The organism is Micromonospora sp. LZ34 (genome assembly GCF_052981855.1).
The window spans coordinates 73,851-97,092 of record NZ_JBRIQN010000027.1 but is presented as its reverse complement, the minus strand read 5'-3'; the positions used below and the strand labels follow the sequence as shown (position 1 = coordinate 97,092).

The window sequence follows — 23,242 nt, the reverse complement described above, 5'->3', positions numbered from 1 at the left end:
CGCCGCCTGGGAGCAGGGAAAGGCGGTCCACGCATGTTCAACACAACGCGCCTGCAGGTCGTGCTGGAGATCGCCCGACACGGGACCATCGTCGCCGCGGCCGAGCAGCTCCGCCTCAGCCCGTCCGCGGTCTCCCACCAGCTCGCCACCCTGGAGCAGGAAGCCGGCGTGGCGCTGGTGGACCGGGGGCCGCGCAGCCTGCGGCTCACCGTGGCGGGTCAGCGGCTGGCCGACTACGCCCAGCAGGTCGCCGATCTGATGGCGGCCGCCCGCGACGAGCTGTCCGCCCACGGGGAAGGCCGGCGCGGCCTGCTGCGGATCGGGTTCTTCGCCACCGCCGGCACCGAGCTGCTGCCGCGCGCCCTGTCGAGCTTCACCGCGGAGCATCCCCAGGTCGAGTTGGCCCTGATCCTGGGGCAGCCAACAGAGCTACTCCCCCGCCTCCACCAGGGTGAACTGGACCTCGTGGTGGTGTTCAACCATCCGCTGAGCCCCATCCGGGAGGCGCCGTTCGCGACGGTGGCCCCGCTGATGGTGGACCCGCAGCTGGTGGTGCTGCCGGCGCACCACCCGCTCGCCGGACGGCGGCGGCTGCGGCTCACCGACCTGGCCGACGAGCCGTGGATCACCACACTCGGCGTGCAGGGAGAGGTGTCGGTGCTGGAACTGGCGGCGCGTGCCGAGGGGTTCCAGCCCCGGATCCGCTGCCGCAGCGACCACTACGAGGTGGTGCTGGGCCTGGTCCGGGCCGGCGTCGGCGTGGCGCTGGTGCCGTCGCTGGGTCTGCGAAACCCCGGCGGGGTGGCGGTCCGGCCGCTCACCTACGCCAACCTGCACCGCGAGATCGGGGTGGCCCTGCGTCCCGGCAACCCGAATCCGGTGGTCGGCAGCTTCGTCGACCGGCTGACCGACGCCGCCGCGGGGCTCAGTCAGGAGTTGGCCGAGCGGTGGTCGCCGGTGCCGGCGAGCCGGTCGACCGCCGTACCCCACCGCCGAAGCTCCGCCACCGCGGCCCGCTCCGCCCCGGGCGCGAACGCCGCGACCACGGCGTAGACGACGGTGTGCGGGCCGATGACGATGCCGGCGTCGGCGCGTACACCGGTGTCGGTGCCGGTCTTGTTCGCCACCCGGACTGCGCCGGTCGACCACGGGTCGTGCCGGATGGTATCGGCGACGAGCGTGCGATCGGTGTTGCGCGCCAGCCACCCGCGCAGCAGCTCCGACGCCTGCCGGCTCTGCCAGGTGCCGGTCGCTACGTCTGCGAGGAAGGTGCAGAGGTCGTGGGCGGTGCCGGTCGCGAAGGCCGGCGGTACGTCCGGGCCGCGGGTGGCCCGGATCCGGTCGTGCACGGCGGTGGCGCGCAGGCCGCTGGTGCGGGCCAGTTGCTGTACGGCCTCCAGTGTCACCAGCCGGAGCAGCGCGTTCGTGGCGGCGTTGTCGCTGACCGCGGCCACCGCGGTGGCGAGGTCGGCGACGGTCCAGGTGCGCGGCGAGAGCAGACCGAGCAGACCGGTGCCGCCGAGTGTCCGGTCGTCGTCGAGCAGGTCGACCCGCTGGTCGGGGGCGAGGGTCCCGGCGGCGAGGCGGCCGGCGACCTCGCCGAGCAGCAGCACCTTGCCGACGCTGGCCAGCGGTAGGACCACGTCCTCATCGAGCGAGAGAGTGCGCCCGTCGTCCAGCCGCCGCGCCATCGCCCCGATCCGCACATCGGCAGCCGGGCCGCCGCCGGTCACGGCTGCCCCCGCTGGGGACGCTCGCGGTCCGGTACGGCCAGTACCCGCCCCGGTCGGGCGTCGGTGACGCGGTCGCCGTCAACGACGACCTGGCCGTCGACCACCACGGCGCGGATCCCGCGTGGCGGTGCCAGCGGGTCGTCGTAGGTTGCGCCGTCGGCGGCTTCCGCGGGGTCGAGGATCACCAGGTCCGCCGCGTACCCGTCGGCGAGCAGGCCCCGCTCGCGCAGGCCGAAGCGCCGGGCGGGCATCCCGGTCATCTTGTACACGGCCTCGGTCAGGCTCAGCAGCTTCACCTGCCGGACGTAGTGACCGAGCACCCGGGCGAAGCTGCCCGCCCAGCGGGGGTGGGGCCGGCCGGGCTTGGGCACGCCGTCGGAGCAGATCATCGCCAGTGGGCTGGCCAGCACCCGCCGGACGTCGTCCTCCCGCATCGAGTGGCTGAGGATGGTCACGTTGCCTGCCTCGGCGGCGAGCAGGTCGCAGACGTAGTCGACGGGGTCGACGCCGCGGGCGGCGGCGAGATCGGCGACGGTGTGCCCCTCGACGTCGCAGCTGGTGGGGGCGGATGCGACCCGGATCAGGTCCCAGCCGCCGTTGCCGACGGTGTTCTCCCAGCCGGGCAGCCCGGCGGACAGGTCAGCGCGGATGCGGTCGCGGACTCTCGCCTCGGCGAGAGCGGCGAGCATCGCGGGCACGCCGTCGGCGATGACCCAGGGTGGGAGCATGGCGTGTAGCGCCGTGCTGCCGGCGGTGTACGGGTAGACGTCGCAGAGGACGTCCAGGCCGTCGGCCCGCGCCCGCTCGAGTCGGGCCAGGGTGCGGACCGTGGCGCCCCAGGAGCGCCGCCCGGCCGTCTTGTGGTGCGAGACCTGCAGCGCCGCGCCGGCCGCGGTGGCGATGTCGATCGCCTCCTCCAGCGCCGACTCCACCTGCGACATCTCGTCGCGCAGGTGGGTCACGTACGGCTTCCCGTGCGCCGCGGCCACCCGGGCGAGCGCGATGACCTCGTCGGTGCCCGCATTGACTCCGGGCGAGTAGATCAGGCCGGTGGACAGCCCGGCCGCGCCGGCCGCGAGCGCCTCGTCGAGCAGGTCGCACATCCGCTGGACCTCGTCGGGGGTGGCGCGCCGCTGCGCGAAGCCGAGGACGGCGGCGCGGAGTGTGCCGTGACCCACCAGGGCGGCGAGGTGGTTGCGCCGGGCCACGCCCTGCGCGGCGGCGAACTCCGCGAAGGACGGGAACGTCGCGGCAGGCGGGCCGAACGTCGCGGCGACCAGGTCCCGTACCGTCGCCGCGCGCCGGGCCGGGACCGGAAAGGGACTGATCCCGCAGTTCCCGCAGATCTCGGTGGTGACGCCCTGCCGCAGCGGCGCGAGCCGCAGAATCTCCCGCTGCTCGTCGTCGCCGGCGAGCAGGTCGGAGTGGGTGTGCACGTCAATGAAGCCCGGGATGACGACCAAGCCTTCTGCGTCCATCACCTCGGCGGCGGGGCTGCGGCTGCCGGGTGGCAGCAGCAGCAACCGGCCGTCGCGCACCCCTACGTCGGCCGTATGAGCGGGCGAGCCGGTGCCGTCGATGACGTTCCCGCCGGTGATCAGCAGGTCCAGCTGGGCCATCAGAGAACCTTGGACAGGAATGCGCGGGTCCGGTCGTGCCGTGGGGCGGCGAGAATCTCCCGCGGCGGGCCCTGCTCGATGATCAGGCCGTCGTCCATGAAGACGAGGTGGTCGCCGACCTCGCGGGCGAACCCCATCTCGTGGGTCACGACAACCATCGTCATGCCGCTGGCGGCGAGGTCCTTCATCACCTCCAGCACCTCGCCGACCAGTTCGGGGTCGAGCGCCGAGGTCGGCTCGTCGAAGAGCATCAGCTTCGGCGACATCGCCAGCGAGCGCGCGATGGCCACCCGCTGCTGTTGCCCGCCGGAGAGCTGCGCCGGGTAGTGGTGGGCCCGGTCGGCGAGCCCGACGCGGTCGAGCAGGTCACCGGCGTGCCGGCGGGCGTCGGCCGTCCCGACGCCCTTCACGGCGACCAAGCCCTCCATCACGTTCTCCAGAGCGGTGCGATGCGGGAACAGGTGGAACCGCTGGAACACCATGCCGATCGACTCGCGTTGGCGGCGCAGTCGGGCGTCCGGCAACGGTCGTAGCCGCCCGCTGCGCTCCTCGTATCCGATCAGTTCGCCGTCGACGTAGACCCGACCCGCCTGCGGCTCCTCGAGATGGTTGAGGCAGCGCAGCAGGGTGGACTTGCCGGAGCCGGAGGGGCCGACCACGCAGACCACCTGGCCGCGCTCGATGACCAGGTCGATGCCGCGCAGCACCTCGATGCGGCCGAAGCTCTTGCGGAGCTGCCGGCATTGCACCATCGGGGCGGTCATCGTGCGCTCCCGGTGAACCGCAGGTTGCGGCCGATCCGCCCGCGCAGCGTGCCCGGGACGGTGGTGCCGAAGCCGCGGCTGAACCGGCGTTCCAGGTAGTACTGGCCGACGCTGGCGACGGTGGTGAGGACCAGGTACCAGATGGACGCGACGATGAGCAGGGCGATCACCTCGAAGTTGGTCAGGTAGAGCCGCTGGGCGACGGTGAGCAGGTCGGCGCCGGCGATCACCGAGACGAGCGAGGTGGTCTTGAGCATGGAGATGAACTGGTTGCCGGTGGGCGGGACGATGATCCGCATCGCCTGGGGCAGCACCACCCGCTTCATGATCTTCGGGCGGGACATGCCCAGTGCCGCCGCGGCCTCCTGCTGGCCGGGATCGACGGCCCGCAGTCCGGCCCGGACGATTTCGCTCATGTAGGCGCCCTCGTTGATGCTGAGCCCGAGCAGCGCCGCGACGAAGCCGGTGACGAGGGCGTTCGTTTCCCAGGTCACCAGCTTCGGGCCGCCGAACGGCACGCCGAGGCCGATCTCCGGGAAGATCAGCGCGATGTTGAACCAGAAGATCAGCTGCACCAGCAGCGGGGTGCCACGGAAGAACCAGACGTAGGCCATCGCGCCGGTGCGTAGGATCCGGCTGTTGGAGACCTGCATCAGCGCGACCACCACGCCGAGCACCACGCCGATCAGCATCGACGCGACCGTGAGCTGGATGGTGACCCAGAGCCCTTCCAGGATGACCCGGTCGAACTGGTAGGCGACGACGATGTCCCAGTGCAGGTTGGGGTTGACGGCGATGGTCCAGCCCAGCCAAAGCAGGACCAGGGTGGTCAGGCCGGCGGCCAGCCACCGCCCCGGCCGTAGGGGGTGGCTGATCCGGTTCGGCTCTGTGTCGGGCCCGTCCGGCGCTTGGCCCGCGGCGGCAGTTTCCTGCTGCTCGACCGTAGGGTCCACCGGCGCGCTCACTTCTGGTTGTTGACGGTGGCCGCCTGGATGGCGCTGCCCGTCACGCCCCACTTCTCCAGGATCTTGGTGTACTCACCGCTGTCGATCAGCTCCTGGAGCGCCCGCTGCACCGCGTCGCGCAGCTGGGTGTCCTTCTTGTCGATCGCGATGCCCCACGGGCCGGCCTCGTACTGCGCCTCCAGCACCTCGTACTTGCCGCTCTCCTGGGCGAGCATCTTGGCCACCGGGTAGTCGACGATGGTGGCGACGGCCCGCCCGGCGTCGATCTGCAGCAGGCCGGTCGGGGCGTCCTCGCTCTGCGAGATCGTCATCTTCTTCGCGCACTTGGCGTTCTGCCCCTCACCGATGGCGAGGTTGGAGCTGCCCTTGGCGAGCACGACGGCCCGGCCGCACAGGTCGGCCAGGTCCTTGACGCCCGCGGGATTGCCCTTCGCCACCATGATCGCGCCACCGGCCTGGAAGTAGTCCACGAAGTCGACCGCCTTGCGCCGCTCCTCGGTGTCGCTCATCGAGGACATCGCCAGGTCCCAGCGGTCGGCCTGCAGACCGGGGATCAGACCGGGGAAGCTGGCGTTGGTCATCTCCAGCTTCAGGCCGAGCCGCCCGGCGATCGCCGCGGCCAGCTCCGGGTCGACGCCGATCAACTCCTGGGTACCCTCCTTGTACATCTCCATCGGCGGGTAGCCCTCGGCGGTGGCCACTCGCAGGACACCCTTCTCCTTGAGGGCGGCGGGCACCAGGTCGGCGGCCTTGGCGTCGGCGGCGACGGAGGCCGCGCCGCCGGGCTGCGGTGTCTGCCCGCTCGTCGACCGGCCACAACCCGTAGCCGCGATCGACAGTGTGACCAGACCGATGACGACGTGGAGCGCACGCTTCCTGAGCACGGTAAACCTCCTGGCTGGGCGACTGGCGGGACCCTATCCGGGATCAGCCAGCGTGAACAGCCTGAATGCTCTGCATGGTGAGCGTTGAATAGTTCGATGCTCGACGTCGGCGCTCACCGCGAGCGCCGCCCATCCACCAGACGTGCCGCGAGTTTGTTGCCGGCCCGCCGAGTCACCGGCTGCTGTGCAATCGGGCGAGGCATTTACCGCCGTGGCGCCGGCCGACCAGGCCGACGGCGACATGCGGATACGAACCGCCATGCTCACCAGGCGTGGCGAAGTCATCGTGGCTACCACGGTCACCGCCGCCATTGAGGTTGCGCTGGGGTCGCGGCGGATCCGGTCGCTGATGACGGCGTTGCCCAGCGGCCCGACGAGCCGGTCAGGTGTCCGCAGCCAACTCGGCCACGGCCCGTCGGATCTCCGCGATGTCCGACCACTCGCGGCTGGGATGCACGCGGTTCGTCAGGAGGACGACCACAAGGTCTCGGCTGGGGTCGACCAGGAGGGATGTCCCGGTGAAGCCGGTGTGGCCGAAGGCTCCGGCGGCCGCCAGGGTGCCCATCCAGTGCTCGTCGCCGATGCGGACTCCGAGGCCGTGGCGGAAGCCCGGGTCGATGGCCGGCGGCAGGTGATCGCGGGTCATCTCGTCCACGGTGTCCGGACGTAGGACGCGGACCCCGTCGAGGACGCCGCCCTGCCGCAGCATTTCGCCGAAGCGGGCGATGTCGGCGGCTGTGCCGAACAACCCCGCGTTGCCCGCCGTCGCGCCCAGTGACCACGAGTTCTCGTCGTGAACGCTGCCGCGCAGCATGCCGCGGCCGATGTCGGGTTGGTATTCGGTGGCTGCGGCTCGGGCGGCGCGTGCGGGGCCGGGCAGGTAGCCGGTGTCGGTCAGCCCCAGGGGTCGGCAGATCCGGTCGTGCACCAGGTTGGGCAGCCGGTGGCCGGTGATCCGCTCGGCCACCAGTCCGGCAACCATGAAGCCTACGCAGGAGTATTCGAAGGTGGCACCGGGTCGGGTGACCAGTGGGGCGCGCAGCACCGCCTGGACCCGGGATTCGTGGTCCGGCCAGTCGGTCCACAGTCGCAGCAGCGCCGGCAGTCCGGAGGTGTGGGTGAGCAGGTGGCGCAGGGTGATGCGCCGTCGTTCACCGTCGCCGAAGGTCGGCAGCCATTCCGCGATCGGCTCGTCGAGGCGCACCGCGCCCTCGTCCACCAGGGTCAGCAGAACGGTCGTGGTGAACAGCTTCGTCACCGAGGCGAGGTCGAAGATCGTGGACTCCAGGGCGGGCTGGAGGATCTCCGGTGCAAGCAGGCTGCCGTCCGCGTCGGCATACCGGGAAAGGTGACCAACAGTAGCCAGGTCAGTGGGGTGTCCGTGGCGCTGGATCAGTGCGACGGCTGCGCTGTAGAGCGGGCGATGATCGCCTTCGAGGCCGTTGACCAGCAAAGCTTTCAGTCTGGACACGAAGATGACCATACCGCAGGCGGCAACTTCTTTCACTGGGCGCCCGCACGTCGGAAACTATTGACAGCGCTCCGTAACCTCTTGATACTCGGTCGCCGGGGCGCACGGCCGTCGACGACGGCAGAGAGCGCGGCGCCCGTGGCACTGCGGCGATGCGGCCGTGGCATACCGGAGGGAAGGAACGTGAAGCTCCCCAGCGCGCTGAGCTCACCAGCGACCAGGTGCCTGGTGGCCGTCACAGCCGCCGCCCTCGTCGCGACGGGCTGCTCCAGCGGCACACCCGGCAAGGAAGGGCAGACCGGCGGCGGCACGCTGGTCGTCGGCTACACCGCCGACCCCAACACTCTCGAACCGTGGAAGGCCACGCAGTTCCAGGCGGTGCGTCTGCTCGAGCAGGTGTACAGCCCGCTCACCGAACTCGACGACGACCTCAACGTCAAGCCGGGTCTGGCCGAGAAGTGGCAGTACTCCGACGACAACAAGACCCTGACCCTGACCCTGCGTCAGGGCGTGACGTTCCACGACGGCAAGCCGTTCACCTCCGCCGACGTCAAGTCGTCGATCGAGCGCATCAAGAAGCCGGAGACCGCGGCGGTGGCCGCGGCCACGGTCGCGTCGATCCAGTCGGTCGAGACGCCCGATCCGCAGACCGCCGTGCTACGCCTGGCGACGCCGGACGCCGGCCTGCTCGCCGGCCTCGCCACCACCAACCTGGCAATGCTGTCCAAGGACGACACCCCGGAAACGGTCGGCCAGAAGCCCAACGGCACCGGCGCGTTCAAGTTCGACAGCCGTACCGCCGGCCAGTCGGTGAAGCTGACCGCCAACGGCGACTACTGGGGCGGCAAGCCGAAGCTGAGCGGCCTCGAGTTCCGGATCATCCCGGACCAGACGTCGGTCGTAGCGGCCCTGCAGTCCGGCAACGTCCAGTTCGCCTCGCTCGACGATCCGCTGGTGGCCAAGTCGGCCGAGGGTAGCGGGCTCAAGGTGACCAAAACGCCGAACCTTTCGTACCACGTGTTGCAGCTCAACGCCCGCAAGGCGCCGCTGGACAAGCTGGACGTGCGGCTCGCCATCTCCTGCGCCATCGACCGCAAGCAGGTGCTGGACACGGCCGCTCTCGGTGAGGGCGAGGTGACCGGGCCGATCACCTCCCCGGCCTACAAGTCCGACCCCGCCGCGCGCCCATGCCCGACCCGGGACGTGGCAAAGGCCAAGCAGTTGCTGGCCGACGCCGGCTTCGCCGGCGGCGTCAACATCCCCGCGATCGTCTCCCAGGGCGAGTACGCCACCTCTGTCAACGAGGCCCAGAACCTGCAGGCCCAGCTCAAGGAAGCTGGCATCAACCTCACGCTGCAGACGCTGGAGTCCGGCGCGTTCGTGGACAAGTGGGTCGCCGCCGACTTCAGCGCCGCGGTAGCTCTCAACGGCGGTCGCCCGGACCCCGACGGCATGTACGGGCGCTACTTCACCAGCACCGGCAACCTCAACAAGGTCGCCGGCTACTCCTCGCCCGAACTCGACAAGCTCTTCGCCGAGGGCAAGGCGACCACCGACGCCGCCAAGCGCAAGGAGATCTACACGCAGATCTCCCGGCACCTGGAGGACAACGCGGCCTGGGTGTGGCTGTTCTCCAGCTACAACTACACCGCGACCACGCAGGGCGTCTCCGGCTTCACCCCGCTGGCGAACGGATCCCTGCAGAACCTGCGCGAGATCTCGCTGCAGTAACCGCACGACCTGCCGGGCGGTGCACGCACCGCCCGGCAGGACCCTCACTCAAGGAGGTGCCGGTGCGGTCCATCGCACGTCACCCGATGCTCCGCAGACTCGTGGAGACGGTGCTCACCCTCTTCGGGGTGGCGGTGCTGGTCTTCACCACCCTGCGGGCGATTCCCGGTGACGAGATCACCGCCACCCTCGGCACCGAGGCCGCCGGGCTCAGCGCCGAGCAGCAGGCATCCCTGCGCGCGTACTACGGCCTCGACCAGCCGCTGATCCTGCAGTTCTTTTCCTGGCTGGGCAACGTGCTCACCGGCAACCTCGGCTTCTCCCGCCGCGCCGGCGCCCCCGTGCTCGAGATGACCGCGAATGCTCTGCCGGTCACGATGGAACTGGCGGTCCTGGCCACCATCATCGGCCTGCTGATCGGGGTCCCCCTGGCCATGCTCTCCGCGTCGCGCCCCAACGGCATCCGCGACGGGTTCGGCCAGCTCGTCGGCCTGGCGGCGCTGTCCGTACCGAACTTCCTCCTCGGCGCCGCGCTGCTCACCGTGGTCTCCAAGTACGCGCACTACAACCCCAACGCGCAGGGTTTCGCCCCCTTCACCCAGGACCCGTTGCTGAACCTGCAGCAGATGCTCTTTCCGGCGCTGGTTCTCGGCTTCGGCCTGGCGGCCCCGATCATGCGCACGGCACGGTCGGCGCTGCTGGAGGTGCAGACCCAGGACTTCGTCCGCACCGCCCGCGGGAAGGGCGTCGCACCGTGGCGGCTACGGGTGCGCCACATCCTGCACAACGCGCTGAACCCGATCGTCACCATGACCGGCATCCAGTTCGGCTACCTGCTCGGCGGCGCCGTCGTGGTCGAGCAGATCTTCTCCGTGCCGGGCCTCGGACGGCAGGTGCTCGCCGGGATCCAACAGAAGGAGTACGCCGTGGTGCAGAGCACCGTTCTGGTGATCGCGACCACGTTCGTCGTGGTCAACCTCCTCACCGACCTGCTCTACCGGGTCATCGACCCCCGGGTGCGGGCCGCATGAGCACGCGCAACGCGACCGGAAATCGTCGCGGCGCAAGGCGCAGCGGAGGCCCGGCATGACCGCCGCGATCGCCGGGCAGCAGGTGCCGGCCGCCGCACCACCGGCCCGCACGGCCGCGTGGCGGCGGCTGATGCGCAGCCCCGCCGGCCTGGTCGGCGCGATCCTGGTCGCGCTCGTCGTCATCGCCGCCGGCACCGCCCTGCTCGGAATGACCCCGTACGACCCCATCGCCCAGCACCCGCAGGCGCGCCTGCAACCGCCGTCGGCGCAGTACTGGTTCGGCACCGACCAGTTCGGCCGCGACGTCTTCTCCCGTTGCCTGGCCGGCGTGGGCAACTCCCTGCGCGTCGCCCTGGTCGCGGTCTTCCTTTCCGCCCTCGTCGGCACCGCCGCCGGGATCTGCGCCGGCTTCTACGGCGGGAAGGTACGCGGGCCGGTGCTGGCCGTGACGAACGTGCTCTTCGCCTTCCCGCCGCTGCTGCTCGCGCTGACTCTCGCCGCCACGTTCACCCGCAACTGGCTGACCATCGCGATCGCGATCGCCATCGTCTATGTGCCGATCTTCGTACGGGTCAGCCGCGGACCGGTGCTGTCGCTGCGCGAGACCGACTTCATCAAGGCGGCCCGGGTGCTCGGCATCCCGACCTGGCGGATCCTGGTGCGCCACCTGCTGCCGAACCTCGCCGCCATCGTCATCGTGCAGGTGACCCTGTCGCTGTCCTGGGCCGTGCTCACCGAGGCCGCGTTGAGCTTCCTCGGGCTGGGCAGCCCGCCACCAGCGCCGTCGCTGGGATCGATGGTCTTCGACGCCAAGGTGCTGGCCGGCATGGCCTGGTGGAACCTGGCGGCACCCGGTGCCGTCATCGTCGTCTTCGTGGTCGGGCTCAACCTGCTCGGCGACGGCCTGCGCGACGCCCTCGACCCGAGAAATGGACGCAACGCATGACGGATCGCCTGGGTGACCTGCTGACCGAACAGGTCGACGACCGATACGCCGGCCTCGACACCGCGTCGGTCGCGCAGTTGGCGGCGGTCATGAACGACGCGGACGCGACAGTGCCCGGCGCCGTGCGTGCGGCGCTGCCGCAGATCGTGGCGGCCATCGAGGGCGTCGCCGACCGACTGGCCGCCGGCGGTCGGCTGCTCTACGTCGGGGCGGGCACCGCCGGACGAATGGGAGTACTCGACGCGTCGGAATGCCCACCGACGTTCAGCACCCCGCCGGAACTGGTCCGAGCCGTCATCGCCGGCGGCGCCGAGGCGGTGCTCGGGGCCAAGGAGGGCGTGGAGGACGACGAGGCGGCCGGCGAGGCGGTGATCGCCGAATGCTCGATCACGGCCACCGACGCGGTCGTCGGTATCTCGGCGAGCGGCCGTACCCCATACGTCCTGGCGGCCGTGCGGGCCGCCCACGCGCGTGGCGCACTGACGGTCGGGCTGTCGTGCAACGCCGGCACGCCGCTGAGCGCCGCCGCCGACCGGGCGATCGAGGTGCTCGTCGGACCCGAGGTGCTGGCCGGCTCGACGCGACTGAAGGCGGGCACGGCGCAGAAGCTGGTCCTCAACATGATCTCGACGATCTCGATGATCAGGCTGGGCAAGACGTACGGCAATCTCATGGTCGACCTGCGGGTGACCAACGCCAAACTGCGCGACCGGGCGGTCCGCATCATCACGCGGGTCGCGGGCGTCCCCCGCCCCGACGCGGAGGCTGCGCTCGACCGCGCCGACCTGGATGTCAAGACCGCGATCCTCATGCTCCACCGAACGTCCGACGCGGCGGATTCCCACCAGCGGTTGACCGCGAGCGGCGGCCGGCTGCGTGACGCGCTGGAGGCGAACGCGTGAAGGTCCTCGGCATGATCTCCGGCACGTCCCACGACGGCATCGACGTGGCGGCCGTCGACTTCACCCTGCGCGACGGGGTACTGCACGGCACGGTCGACTATGCGGGCAGTTCGCCCTACCCGGAGGACCTGCGGGTCAGACTGATGCGCGCCCTGCCCCCGTCGGCGCTGACCTTCGCCGAGGCATGCGAGCTGGACACGCTGATCGGTCAGGCGTTCGCCGAGGTGGCCGCCGACGCGGCCGAGCGCGCCGGCGGGGTCGACCTGATCTGCTCACACGGACAGACCGTCTACCACTGGGTGCAGGGGCGGCAGGTGCGCGGCAGTCTGCAAATCGGACAGCCGGCCTGGATCGCCGAGCGCACCGGTGTTCCGGTCGTCGCCGACGTACGGATGCGGGACGTGGCCGCGGGCGGCCAGGGCGCGCCGCTGGTGTCGATGATGGACGTCATGCTGCTGTCCGGCCTGCCGGGCCGCCCGGCCGGCCTCAACCTCGGCGGCATCGCCAACATGACCGTGCTGCGGCCGATCGGTGGCGGCGGGCCGGTGGCCTACGACACCGGGCCGGCAAATGCGCTGATCGACGCCGCCGTCGTACGGGCCAGCGACGGACGGCTGCGCTACGACGAGGACGGCCGTCTCGCCGGCGGCGGCAGGGTGGACGACACCCTGCTCACCGACCTGCTCGCCGAGCCGTACTACCGGCTCGACCCGCCGAAGAGCACCGGCAAGGAACTGTTCCACGCCGACTATCTGGAGAAGGCGCTGACGGGTCACCCCGGTCTATCGCACGCGGACATCGCCGCGACCCTGACCGCGCTGACCGCGCAGACCGTCGCCGACCAGGTACGCCGGCACCGGATCGACACCCTCGTCGCCTCCGGCGGAGGATGCGCCAATCCCACGCTGATGGCGATGCTGCGGGAGCGCCTGGCCGGGGTGCGGGTCACGACCACCGCCGAGTTCGGCGCGCCGAGCGACACCAAGGAGGCCGTCGCCTTCGCGCTGATCGGCTGGCTCACCGCGCACGGGCTGCCCGCTACCGTCCCGTCGTGCACCGGCGCCACCGGCGCCCGGGTGCTCGGCGCCATCGTGCCCGGTGCCGAGCCGTTGCGCCTACCCGAGCCAGTGGCCACCGCCCCCACCGTGCTGCGCCTGACCGGAGCCATCTGATGAACGCCCTTCTCGAGCTTGCGGACCTGCGCGTGTCCGCGCGGTCCGGCGGCGCCGACCGGGAGATCGTGCACGGAATCGACCTGACCGTCGAGGCCCGGCAGACCGTCGCCGTCGTCGGCGAGAGCGGCTCCGGCAAGTCCCTGACCATGCTGGCCGTGATGGGCCTGCTCGCCGAGCCGCTGCGCGTCTCCGGGACAGTGCGGCTCGGTGACCGCGACCTGACCGCGCTCTCCGAGCGGGAGTTGCGCGCGATCCGCGGCAACGACGCGGCGATGATCTATCAGGACCCGATGACGTCGCTCAACCCACTGATGCGCATCGGGGACCAGGTCGTCGAAGCGATGACGGCGCACGGCGTACCGAAGGCCGAGGCGAGCCGGCGGATGCTCGACCTGCTGGCCCGGGTCGGCATTCCCGATCCCAAGCGCACCGCGCGGGCCTATCCGCACGAGTTCTCCGGCGGGATGCGTCAGCGAGTGATGATCGCCTGCGCGCTGGCGATGCGCCCCCGGCTGCTCATCGCCGACGAGCCCACAACCGCGCTGGACGTGACCATCCAGCAGCAGATTCTCGCGCTGATCGACGAGCTGCGCCGGGAACTCGACATGACCACCATCTGGGTCACCCACGACCTCGGGGTGGTGGCGCGCCTGGTCGACCGGGTCGTGGTGATGTACGCAGGCCACGTCGTCGAGGACGCGCCCGTGCGGCAGGTGTTCAGCGCTCCGCAGCACCCGTACACGAAGGCGCTGCTGGCCGCCCTGCCCGACCCGAACGACGACGACCGGCCGCCGCTGGCCCAGATCCCCGGACGGCCACCGGCCGCCACCGACGCGATCGACGCATGCCCGTTCCGGCCACGATGCTCGCAGGCCGTCGACGCGTGCACGACCCGCCCTGCCCTGCAGACGCGGATGCAGGGCAGGGCCGCGTGCTGGGTGCCCCCGCACGAGTGGAGGAACTGATGCTGACGGCGACCGACCTGGTCAAGCAGTACCCGGTGCGCGGCGGCGACGGCGTCGTGCACGCCCTCGCCGGCGTCTCGCTGACCGTCGGGGACGGCGAGACCCTCGGCATCGTCGGCGAATCCGGGTGCGGCAAGTCGACACTGGCCAAACTGCTGGTGCGGCTGGAGGATCCGACCTCGGGCCGGGTGGAGCTGGACGGGGTGGACCTGACCGAGCTGCGGGGCCCGGCGCTGCGCCGGCAGCGCCGACACATCCAGATGCTGTTCCAGGACCCGTACTCCTCACTCAATCCGCGGCTGCGCATCGGTCAGGCTCTCGGCGAGGTGCTGACTGTGCACCGGCTCGCCGACGGCCGGCAGCGCGAGCGGCGGGTGGGTGAGCTGCTGGAGATGGTCGGTCTGGGCGCGGCGTTCGCCCCACGCTACCCGCACGAACTGTCCGGCGGGCAGCGGCAGCGGGTCGGAATCGCCCGGGCCCTCGCGGTGGAACCGCAGGTGCTGCTGCTCGACGAGCCGGTGTCGGCGCTCGACGTCTCGGTCCGGGCCGAGATCATGAACCTGCTGGTCAACCTACGCCGCGACCTGGGCCTCAGCTACGTGTTCATCAGCCACGACGTGGCGATGGTGCGGCACATCAGCGACCGGGTCGCCGTGATGTATCTCGGTCGCGTCGTCGAGATCGGCGACTGGAAGTCGGTGCTGGACAACCCGGCGCACCCCTACACGGCTGCTCTGTGCGCCGCGGTACCAGCGCCCAACCCGGAGCTCTCCCAGCCGATCGAGGCCACCGTCTCCGGTGAGGTGCCCAACCCGGCCGCCCCGCCGTCCGGCTGCCCGTTCCACCCGCGCTGCCCACTGGCGCAGGACGACTGCCGACGACTCGACCCGGCGTTGCTGCCGCTGCCGCTGGGCTCCGGCCACCAGGTGGCCTGCCATGTCGCCACCCAGCAGGTGACCGACCGCTCGGCGCAGCTCGCACCGTCCGGCTCGTGACCGCTCCGGTGCGGATCCGCCGGGCGACGGCCGTCGACGCGGACGCCGCCGGCGCCGTCTTCCTGGCCTGCTGGCACCGCTCGTACGGGGACCTGCTGCCGCCCGAGGTGCGGGCCCGCTACGACGAGACGAGCGCGGTGGCGCTGTGGCGACGCGTCCTCGCGGCCGCACCCGACGGCGTGCTCGTCGCCGACGCGGCGGGGCACGGGGTCCGCGGTGTCGTGCGTTACGGCGTAGACCCGGACGACGCGCGACACGGACACGTGTTCAGCCTGTACGTGCACCCGGACGCCCAGGGTCTCGGGTTGGGTGCAACGCTGCTGCGAGCCGCAGCCGGGAAGCTGCGAGCCGCCGGCCACGCCACGGCGATGTTGTGGGTGTTCACCCGGAACGACGCTGCCCGCGCCTTCTACGCTGCACAGGGCTGGATGCCCGACGGCGGCACCCGGGTCGAGGAGCCGTACGGCGAGCCCGAACTGCGGCTGCGGCGGAGCCTGGCCGAAGCCGACGGTGGTGCGGGCTGATGACCCCTGCCGTCGGGTGGCCCGACGATCCGTGGCGCGATGCGCTGTGACCGTGTTCCAGGTCATGGGGTGTAGACGAGGCTGAGCCGATTGCGGCCGGTTTGCCACCGTGCGGCCGATCCTGTAGCTGCGGCAGGTTGCCCGAAACTGGCGTCGCGATCTTATCGGCGTGCCGGTTCCGCAGTATTGTGGCGGCGAAGGGGTCGGCATGACCAGCGGCATAGTCGCTGCCGACCCGACGCCGGGGGCGCGGGCCGGCCTGACGGGAAGGCGATCGCCGCTCGGGCGGTGGCGATCGGTGGGTGATATGTGCCCGTCCTGCGCCGGTCACCTCCGGCGTAACTCGCGGAGAAGCTCGACGCACTCTCTCCGTAGGCCCGGTCGTCGGAGTAGCCGGAGTGTCCGAGCGCGGCCGGATACGAGCTGTCGCCTGCCATCCTTGCGAACACCGGGTCGATGATCCTCGGTCGACGTCCTGCGTGGCGCCCGCGACGCCTGCGGCGGCCCCTTGGTCGCCGCCTGTCTCGACCGCCACCCGCGCCGATGCGTCAGCGCCGGGCTGCCAGACCACCACGCTCCGAGAAGCTCCATAGTGAGCGTTCCGCCGCCAAGTCACGAGACGTCCTTTAGGTGAAGCTTTCCTTTAGGTAGGTGCGACGGTTGGTAACTCGGTTACGTCTGTGGCCTAATGAGGTATCGACCAGCGGAGGTCAGCAATGGTCCGCTTCGCCGCCCGTCGGGTCTCTCTGGAGTCGCGACGCGTACCCACCGCCGCCCGTCCGAGCAGGTGCGCCCGAGCACCCCGCCCACGACGCTGGTGTCGATCCCTTGCGGTTGTGTTCGGCGCCCTCGGCCTGCTGCTCACCGCGTCCGCCACGCCAGCGGGCGCGTGGAGCTACGGGGTCAACCGGGTCCAGACCGCGGCCGAGGACGGCCACGCGCAGGTGGGTATGGGGCCGGGCTGGGTGCTGCTGAGCTACAAGGCCAACGGCCCTATGGTGGGTTACCTGTTCAGCCGCGATGTGACCTTCGCGGACGGCACCGTGAAGTCGAGCTTCGACCACATGGACATCCGGGGCACCGGCGACGGGACGGCCGGCAACACCGAGGGCATTACCCGGTGGCCGTGGGGCTACGCGGCCGGCAGCTTCGACGGGTGCGCGTACGCGTACGGCACCAGCAAGTTTGCCATCGAGCGGTCCGGTTACATGTCGGGGTCCTGCACTGGAGGGCCCACGGTTGTCGGCTCGAGTAAGCCCGACGGTTCGCCGGACTCATTGCGCTGGTGGCACTCCGAACGGGTCTTCTGCCAGGCCACCAGCACCGACCACCTGTGCAGCCCCTACGGGGTTTGGAGTGAGAACAAGGGCGGCGGGCTGAAGGTGACCACCAGCGTCACGGCGTGCCAGGTCTTCGGCAACGTCGGCGCAGCGGCGGCCTACGGCGCCGGAGCGCCGGTCCCCCGTCACCCGCTCGGCACGGTGCCGCCGGGTCAGCAGGTCGATGTCCGGTACGTCACGAAGGACCGACAGTTCGTCATGGCGAAGTGGCACGGAAACAGGTTCGTCGCCGGGATCGCCTGGGCCTTCTTCCCGCGGGCCTGCCTCGCCTGAACCGGTCCATGCCTCGCCCGACACGCTGCGACGCCCTCCACGCTCTGCGGCAGGATTCCTCACCTGCCCCGCCCCGCGACACCGATCGCAGCTTGACGAACCCCACAGGGATGCCCCCGGCCTGGTTCACGAGCGCCGGCTCACGATGGGGCAGGACGATAGGACCGCTACCTCAATTCGTTGAGGGCGGCTGCCGGCGCCTCGGCGTATGCCGTGTCCACGGCGGTCGCGCTGGCCCCGAGCCGCCAGGTTCCCCCGGGAAGGTCGCCGACCGGCAACGACCGTCCGCCGGGCTGCCATAGCGGCTGCCATCCGGCGGGATCGGCGGTGTAGGAGACCAGGCGCGCCTGGGGTGTTGTCTGCACGACCGCCCGGTAGTAGGGGGTGGTGACGATGCGGCCCGCGGTCACCACCGGTGTACGCCAGTGCAGTGAGCAGCAGGAGAACCAACGGCAGCGCCGCTTGACCGCAAAGGCACTCGGGATCGGACGACGGGCATGACCGTCATCCAGTCCTCTGGCCTGTGGTCCGACGATCCGTCTCGTATGGACTGGTTGTCATGTGACGCTGTTGCCCAGACGGTTGCTGACGCATTACTCGATGAGGCGCTTGATCCGGTTGCTCTGGGGCTGTCCGACAGTGGGGCAGCGGCATGACGACGGTGCTCGGTCTGATCGGCTAGGAGTTCGACCGCCGCAAGACGGATGGGCAAAAGGTGCTGGTTATCCCGACCGACCCATGGCGTTACGACCCCTCGACGGGCGCCGAGGAAAGCCTCATCGCGGAGGTGCTCGACGCACTTGCCGCCGAGGTCGCTGGTTCGGCCACCCAGACCGAGAAGGCCAAGAACCTCTGGTTCGCCTTCGCAAGCGCATTGACTGGGCCAAGGCGATCAAGCTGGCGGCGAGTTCCGCCCGCTGTTACTCCCCGTAGCAGCGCGGATCGCGGCATGTGCGGACACCCCTGCGCATGGCCCGTAGCGATCCCAGGCACCGGATCTGCTGGCCGTGGGCGTCTACCGGTGCTTCGCCCAAGTCGTGGCTTGACAGACAGCCGGGTCTTGCGTGGACGATTCGGTGTGAGAATTCTCGTGGTGGGCGGAAGCGGTCTGATCGGCGCCCATGTCGCGGACGTGCTACGCGAGCGGGGCCACGCGGTGACCGCGTTGGCGCGCACCGCCCAGCTGGGTGTCGATCACCTACTCGATCTCGGGTCTGCGTCGATCGACGAACTGCGACCGCTACTTGCCGGCCATGACGGTCTGGTGTACGCCGCCCGCACGGACGAGCAGCGACCGCTGCGCAAGCCGATCTATCCGGTGTTCCGCCGAGACATGGTCGAGCCGGTGGTGCGCCTGATGACGGCGGCCCGCCACGAGGGTCTCACCCGCGGGGTGATCATGGCCTCGTACTACACCTACTTCGATCGGCTGCATCCGCAGTGGCGCCTTGCGGCCCGCCACACGTACATCCGATGCCGAGTGGAGCAGGCCCGGGAGGGACGGGTGGCCGCCGGTCCGGATCTGCCCGTCGCGGTGCTCGAGTTGCCGTTCGTCTTCGGCCGGGCCGGCGACAGGCTACCGAACTGGGCCGGTCCGCTGGACCGCTGGGCCAGGTCGCGTTCACCGCTGGCCGTCCCCGCCGGCGGGACTGCCGCGACCTCGGCGCGCAGCGTGGCCGAGGTCGCGGTGGATAGTCTCGAGCAGGCCCGCGGCGAGGACATCCCGGTCGCTGACGAGAACCTCACATGGAACGACATGATCGCGCGCATCGCCGAGGCAGTCGGCCGGCGTCGCCCGGTCGGTCACCTGCCGGCCAGCGCCGTACGGGCCTCTCTACGGCTTGGCGGCATGCTGCAGGCCCTCGGTCGCATCGAGTCGGGCATCAACCCCAGCCACCTCGCCGACCTGCTGCTCGCCAAGCTCTACATCGAGCCGGCGACCGGCCGGTCGCTGGACCCGGCGCTCCGCGAAACCTTCGCCGATCCAGCGGCGGCCGCATAGCACGATCGCGTACCGCCCGCGACGGGATGCCGGTCGGGGACCCGCGGGTGGCCGCGCGAAGCTACCAGCAGCGAAGCTCGTCCCCATATCAGCTCGTAGGGCCGTACGAGCGATACAGCATGAGGTCGCCGCCCCTCTCATGGCGCTCGTCGCGGTAGCCGTACAGCGTCGCGCGACAGGTGACGGACAGCGCCTGGTCGCACCAGCACGCGGATTGTTGGCGTTTCGGTCGGCTCGTCGTAGGGAATTGCCCGGGCAGAGACGAGGGGTGATCATGAGCCGTTGCACGCCGCGACCGACCGCCCGAGTGCGAAAGGTGATCGCCGCGGCCGTGCCGTTGCTTGGCGCCGTCGCGCTGTCCGCTGGCTGCACCGCTGCCGAAGAGCAGGCCGATCCGGCTGCGTCGGCCACACCACCGACCACCGCATCCGCGCCACCCCCAAGCCCGGTCGACCAACCAACTCCGAGCGCGGGCGGTTCTGTGACCATCCCCAAGTCGGCCTTCGTTGAACTGCCGTCCGAGCTGAGGAAGGTTCCCCGACGGGCGACGCCCGTTGGGGACGCTCTACCGAAGCTGTGCGGCGGCGCGTTCGGTACCGATGGTCGACAGGTCACTGCGAGCGCGGCGATGACCGTCACGTACAAGAAGGCCGGCGAGCCGGCCAGTAACGTGCCGCAAGGCATGATTCACCAAACCATCTTCACCTTCGGCGGCGACGGCGCTTCGGACTACATGGGGCGACTCCGCGATGCTGTGGAGGCGTGCCCCTCCGACGACCAGAGCGGGAGCCGCGTCGACGTCCAGGGCCGACCCCTGCCCGGCGTCGGCGACGAGGCGTTGCTGCTGACCCGCACGTGGGCCGAGACGAGCCTGGACGGTGAACGCACCGGAGGCAGCGTGTCCAGCCAGATCGCTGTGGCACGCGTCCATGAAGCAGTGACGATTCTCGATGACCAGGGTTGGGAGGGCTCCAGCGGCAACCCTGCCATCATGGACCGGGTCGTGCGCGACGCCGTCCGGAGCATTGACGCCTGGCAGCGGTAGCTCCTCTCGGCGAGGGCAGTCGGCCTCTCGGCGACGCGCGTCGTGAGCAAGCCAGCTCGTGCTGTCAGTTGTCTCCGGGAACGGGCCCGCTCCCGCCACCCCGATGGCTCGGTGTCCTCGTACTCGGCATCCGATTACTCGGCTTTCTAGCACGGCGTGGACGCCGGTCAGCGCCATCCCGCGGCCAGCTGCGGGCACCGGGCGGTCGCCGGGTCCAGCGCAAAGGCGCCTCCCCCACTCCGCCGCATCGCGCACGTCGTTGCAGGTGATGCCCGAGATCAAAAGGTGCGTCGAAGAAGGTTTCCTCCGCCGCCGCCCAGGCCTTAGACACATATTGACAGCGGGAGGGCAATCAGTCACGCTCGTCGATACATCTCCCGTCGGGCTGGAGGCCAGCATGCTCAGACGTATCGCCAACGTGGTCGCCGCGCTGGGCCTCGCCTCCGTGGCGAGCCTCGTCGGCGTGGTAACCACCGCCTCGCCCGCCCACGCCGACGGTTGCTACACCTGGGGACGAACCCTGTCTGAAGGGATGTCGGGTGAGGACGTCCGCCAGCTACAGATTCGCGTCTCCGGCTACCCCGGCTACGGCGCGGTTCTCGGCATTGACGGAATCTTCGGCCCGGCGACGAAGGCCGCCGTCAACCGCTTCAAGAACGCCTACGGCCTCGACAACAACGGCATCGCCGGCCCGGCCGTGTTCGACAAGATCTACCAATTGCAGGACAACGACTGCACCCCGGTCAATTTCAGCTACGCAGAGCTGAACGACTGCAACTCCGACTGGTCCGGAGGCGCGGTCTCGGCCTCGACCGCCAAGTTCAATGCCCTGGTGAACATGTGGAAGCTGCAGGCCATGCGACACGCCCTCGGCGACCAGCAGATCATCGTCACCAGCGCCTTCCGCAGCCACGCGTGCAACAACGCGGTCGGCGGCTCGTCGACAAGCCGGCATCTGTACGGCGACGCAGTCGACCTCGCCGCCGGGCCACACTCTCTGTGCACCCTCGCCACGCGCGCCCGCTACCACGGCTGGCGCGAGATCCTAGGCCCCGGCTATCCCGGCCACAACGATCACACCCACGTCGCCCACAAGTCCTCGCAGACCTGGTCGGCCCCGAACTGCGGCATCTGACCCTGTCAGGTGAGACTGCGCGAGTGCGTGGCGACCATTGAGCCGGACCTCGTTCTTCTCGGCCCAGAAGACGACAGGTACGAGCGACTGTGCAACACGTTCCGGGTCAGTGACAACCCGGCTTGGCACCAGCTAGTGCCGCGGGGGTGATGCCGGGCCGAACCCGGTGTCGAGGTCCGGCTGGTCGGGCATCGGCGGGCGTCCCCGCGCACCGTGTGCGAGCCGGCTGTGGCGGCGGCTGTAGAGGAAGTAGACGCCCAGCCCAGCACCCTCCAGGCGAGGAACCGCAGCCAGGTCTCGACGGTGAGGAACAGCATCAGCAGTACGCAGGCGACGATCGCGAGAGCCGGGATCACCGGGCCCCAGGGGACGCGGAAGCCGCGCGGCAGGTCCGGCCGGCGGCGGCGCAACAGGATGACCGCGGCCGCCACGAGGACGAACGCGAACAGGGTGCCAATGTTGACCAGCTCGGCGAGTTCCTCCAGCGGAATGAACCCGGCGAGCGCGGCCACCAGCAGGCCGATGATGACGGTGATCCGGTGCGGGGTGCCGTACCGGGGATGCACCCGGCTCAACCAGCGCGGCAGCAACCCGTCACGGCTCATGGCGAAGGCGACCCGGCTCTGGCCCAGCATCAGGATCATCACCACCGTGGTCAGCCCGGCGAGGGTGCCGACGGTGATCAGGTTGGCGAAGAGCGGTTGGCCTGACGGGACGGGTGCGTCGTCGCCTCCATCGGTCGGACGTAGCCTCGGCGCGGAGAGCCCTTCATCCACCCGGGGAGGTCCGACATGTCCCATACCTCGAGCCGCCTGCCGACACCCGTGACTCGGCCGCTGGCCTTCTCCACCCTCGGTTGCCCTGGGCTGCCGCTGGCCGAGGTAGCGGCGCTCGCGGCGGGCACCGGGTGGCGCGGCCTGGAGCTGCGGGCCGCCGCCGACGAGCCGGTCCACGTCGGCCTCCACCCGGAGGCCCGGGCGGCCGCCCGGGCGGTGCTGCGCGACGGCGGCGCCGAGCCGCTGGTCGTAGCGTCCTACGTCCGGGTCGCCGACGGTGCGGCAGACGACCGGGCGATCGTAAGCGAAGCCCTCGCCCACGCCCGGCTCGCGGAAGACCTCGGCTGCCCCTACGTCCGGGTCTTCCCCGGGGCCGTCGAGGCGGATCCACCCGCCGACGCCCGGGCTGCGCGCCGGCTGCGCGCCATCGCCGCCGAACTGCCCCCCGGCGTGACCGTGCTGCTGGAGACGCACGACTCGCATCCGCGCGGCGCGGACGTGGCCCGGATCCTGGCGGAGGTGGGCCACCCGCGGGTCGGCGCGCTGTGGGACGTGCTGCACCCCTGGCGGTACGGCGAGCCGGTCGGTGAGACCGCCATCGCGCTCCAGCCGTGGCTCGCCCACGTGCAGATCAAGGACGCCCGCTCACCGCAGGACCTGCGCCCGGTCATGCTCGGCGACGGCGCGGTCCCGCTAGCCGCCGTGTTCGAGACGCTGCGGGAGCGGGGGTACAACGGAGCACTCGCCCTGGAGTGGGAGGCGAAGTGGTATCCCGACGCACCGCCGCTGGCCGAGGCGCTGCGCCTGGGCACGGCCTGGCTCAGCTGCCGCTGACCGCCGAGGCCGGCTCGGTCGCCTTGACCGCCCAGCTGGGTCGAGCAGCCGTCGCCACCGACGTGTGGCGGGACCAGTGGGCTAAACGATGGCTGACGCCATCGCCTTCCATTTCTGCCGGGCCTGTGCAAC

Annotated in this window: 22 protein-coding genes and 1 pseudogene; 15 read left to right on the top strand and 8 right to left on the bottom strand. The window is 70.7% G+C overall.

Features of this window, described 5'->3' with window-relative positions; translation table 11 throughout:
- Positions 1–33: 33 nt before the first annotated feature.
- Positions 34–906, top strand: a pseudogene (locus tag ACVCAH_RS25250) (LysR family transcriptional regulator); the annotation flags it as partial.
- A 23-nt stretch (positions 907–929) separates the two neighbouring features.
- On the opposite strand, the gene ACVCAH_RS25245 reads toward ACVCAH_RS25250, so the two are convergent.
- The 6 genes from ACVCAH_RS25245 to ACVCAH_RS25220 form a co-directional block, all read right to left on the bottom strand.
- Positions 930–1,691, bottom strand: coding sequence for a serine hydrolase (locus ACVCAH_RS25245; RefSeq protein WP_447138684.1), 762 nt, complete (start codon positions 1,689–1,691; stop codon positions 930–932).
- A gap of 38 nt (positions 1,692–1,729) precedes the next feature.
- Positions 1,730–3,352 (bottom strand): N-acyl-D-amino-acid deacylase family protein, encoded by a 1,623-nt coding sequence (locus tag ACVCAH_RS25240; protein ID WP_447138683.1) that lies wholly within the window; start codon positions 3,350–3,352, stop codon positions 1,730–1,732.
- Positions 3,352–4,116 (bottom strand): amino acid ABC transporter ATP-binding protein, encoded by a 765-nt coding sequence (locus ACVCAH_RS25235; RefSeq protein ID WP_447138682.1) that lies wholly within the window; start codon positions 4,114–4,116, stop codon positions 3,352–3,354. The genes ACVCAH_RS25240 and ACVCAH_RS25235 overlap by 1 nt, the downstream gene beginning before the upstream one ends.
- Entirely contained in the window at positions 4,113–5,069 is a 957-nt protein-coding gene (locus ACVCAH_RS25230; RefSeq protein ID WP_447138681.1) for an amino acid ABC transporter permease, read from the bottom strand. Before ACVCAH_RS25230 ends, ACVCAH_RS25235 begins: the two co-directional genes overlap by 4 nt.
- A gap of 8 nt (positions 5,070–5,077) precedes the next feature.
- The gene (locus ACVCAH_RS25225) at positions 5,078–5,965 is read right to left on the bottom strand and encodes an ABC transporter substrate-binding protein (RefSeq protein ID WP_447138680.1); all 888 of its coding nucleotides are present in this window, start codon (positions 5,963–5,965) and stop codon (positions 5,078–5,080) included.
- Positions 5,966–6,347: 382 nt separating this feature from the next.
- Positions 6,348–7,436: a serine hydrolase domain-containing protein gene (locus ACVCAH_RS25220; protein WP_447138679.1), complete on the bottom strand. Its 1,089-nt coding sequence runs from the start codon at positions 7,434–7,436 to the stop codon at positions 6,348–6,350.
- Positions 7,437–7,664: 228 nt separating this feature from the next.
- Between ACVCAH_RS25220 and ACVCAH_RS25215 the strand changes: the two genes are divergently transcribed.
- From ACVCAH_RS25215 to ACVCAH_RS25175, 9 genes are all read left to right on the top strand, one after another.
- Positions 7,665–9,167, top strand: coding sequence for an ABC transporter substrate-binding protein (locus ACVCAH_RS25215; RefSeq protein ID WP_447138678.1), 1,503 nt, complete (start codon positions 7,665–7,667; stop codon positions 9,165–9,167).
- A gap of 62 nt (positions 9,168–9,229) precedes the next feature.
- Positions 9,230–10,198, top strand: coding sequence for an ABC transporter permease (locus ACVCAH_RS25210; RefSeq protein ID WP_447138677.1), 969 nt, complete (start codon positions 9,230–9,232; stop codon positions 10,196–10,198).
- A gap of 55 nt (positions 10,199–10,253) precedes the next feature.
- On the top strand, positions 10,254–11,144 hold the full coding sequence (locus tag ACVCAH_RS25205) for an ABC transporter permease (RefSeq protein ID WP_447138676.1): 891 nt from the start codon (positions 10,254–10,256) through the stop codon (positions 11,142–11,144).
- Positions 11,141–12,046 (top strand): N-acetylmuramic acid 6-phosphate etherase, encoded by a 906-nt coding sequence (murQ, locus tag ACVCAH_RS25200; protein ID WP_447138675.1) that lies wholly within the window; start codon positions 11,141–11,143, stop codon positions 12,044–12,046. Before ACVCAH_RS25205 ends, murQ begins: the two co-directional genes overlap by 4 nt.
- An 11-nt stretch (positions 12,047–12,057) precedes the next feature.
- A complete protein-coding gene (locus ACVCAH_RS25195; RefSeq protein ID WP_447138674.1) occupies positions 12,058–13,218 on the top strand; it encodes an anhydro-N-acetylmuramic acid kinase in 1,161 nt (386 codons plus the stop codon).
- The gene (locus tag ACVCAH_RS25190) at positions 13,218–14,186 is read left to right on the top strand and encodes an ABC transporter ATP-binding protein (protein ID WP_447138673.1); all 969 of its coding nucleotides are present in this window, start codon (positions 13,218–13,220) and stop codon (positions 14,184–14,186) included. The genes ACVCAH_RS25195 and ACVCAH_RS25190 overlap by 1 nt, the downstream gene beginning before the upstream one ends.
- Positions 14,186–15,181 (top strand): ABC transporter ATP-binding protein, encoded by a 996-nt coding sequence (locus ACVCAH_RS25185; RefSeq protein ID WP_447138672.1) that lies wholly within the window; start codon positions 14,186–14,188, stop codon positions 15,179–15,181. Before ACVCAH_RS25190 ends, ACVCAH_RS25185 begins: the two co-directional genes overlap by 1 nt.
- Positions 15,178–15,705 (top strand): GNAT family N-acetyltransferase, encoded by a 528-nt coding sequence (locus ACVCAH_RS25180; RefSeq protein WP_447138671.1) that lies wholly within the window; start codon positions 15,178–15,180, stop codon positions 15,703–15,705. Before ACVCAH_RS25185 ends, ACVCAH_RS25180 begins: the two co-directional genes overlap by 4 nt.
- An 836-nt stretch (positions 15,706–16,541) precedes the next feature.
- Positions 16,542–17,318, top strand: a complete 777-nt coding sequence (locus ACVCAH_RS25175; RefSeq protein WP_447138670.1) for a hypothetical protein — start codon at positions 16,542–16,544, stop codon at positions 17,316–17,318.
- Between the two features lie 167 nt (positions 17,319–17,485).
- On the opposite strand, the gene ACVCAH_RS25170 is transcribed toward ACVCAH_RS25175, so the two are convergent.
- Positions 17,486–17,731: a hypothetical protein gene (locus ACVCAH_RS25170; protein WP_447138669.1), complete on the bottom strand. Its 246-nt coding sequence runs from the start codon at positions 17,729–17,731 to the stop codon at positions 17,486–17,488.
- Positions 17,732–17,815: 84 nt separating this feature from the next.
- Between ACVCAH_RS25170 and ACVCAH_RS25165 the strand changes: the two genes are divergently transcribed.
- The 4 genes from ACVCAH_RS25165 (at position 17,816) to ACVCAH_RS25150 (ending at position 21,500) form a co-directional block, all read left to right on the top strand.
- Positions 17,816–17,974 carry a hypothetical protein gene (locus ACVCAH_RS25165; RefSeq protein WP_447138668.1) on the top strand — a complete coding sequence of 53 codons (159 nt, stop codon included), beginning with the start codon at positions 17,816–17,818 and terminating at the stop codon, positions 17,972–17,974.
- A gap of 59 nt (positions 17,975–18,033) precedes the next feature.
- The gene (locus ACVCAH_RS25160; RefSeq protein ID WP_447138667.1) at positions 18,034–19,320 is read left to right on the top strand and encodes an NAD-dependent epimerase/dehydratase family protein; all 1,287 of its coding nucleotides are present in this window, start codon (positions 18,034–18,036) and stop codon (positions 19,318–19,320) included.
- Between the two features lie 316 nt (positions 19,321–19,636).
- A complete protein-coding gene (locus ACVCAH_RS25155; protein WP_447138666.1) occupies positions 19,637–20,365 on the top strand; it encodes a hypothetical protein in 729 nt (242 codons plus the stop codon).
- A gap of 397 nt (positions 20,366–20,762) precedes the next feature.
- Positions 20,763–21,500 carry a D-Ala-D-Ala carboxypeptidase family metallohydrolase gene (locus ACVCAH_RS25150; protein ID WP_447138665.1) on the top strand — a complete coding sequence of 246 codons (738 nt, stop codon included), beginning with the start codon at positions 20,763–20,765 and terminating at the stop codon, positions 21,498–21,500.
- A 5-nt stretch (positions 21,501–21,505) separates the two neighbouring features.
- On the opposite strand, the gene ACVCAH_RS25145 is transcribed toward ACVCAH_RS25150, so the two are convergent.
- Positions 21,506–22,276, bottom strand: coding sequence for an amino acid permease (locus ACVCAH_RS25145; protein ID WP_447138664.1), 771 nt, complete (start codon positions 22,274–22,276; stop codon positions 21,506–21,508).
- A gap of 15 nt (positions 22,277–22,291) precedes the next feature.
- Here ACVCAH_RS25145 and ACVCAH_RS25140 point away from each other — a divergent pair, with 15 nt between their 5' ends.
- Positions 22,292–23,110 (top strand): sugar phosphate isomerase/epimerase family protein, encoded by an 819-nt coding sequence (locus ACVCAH_RS25140; RefSeq protein ID WP_447138663.1) that lies wholly within the window; start codon positions 22,292–22,294, stop codon positions 23,108–23,110.
- The last annotated feature ends 132 nt before the right edge of the window (positions 23,111–23,242 follow it).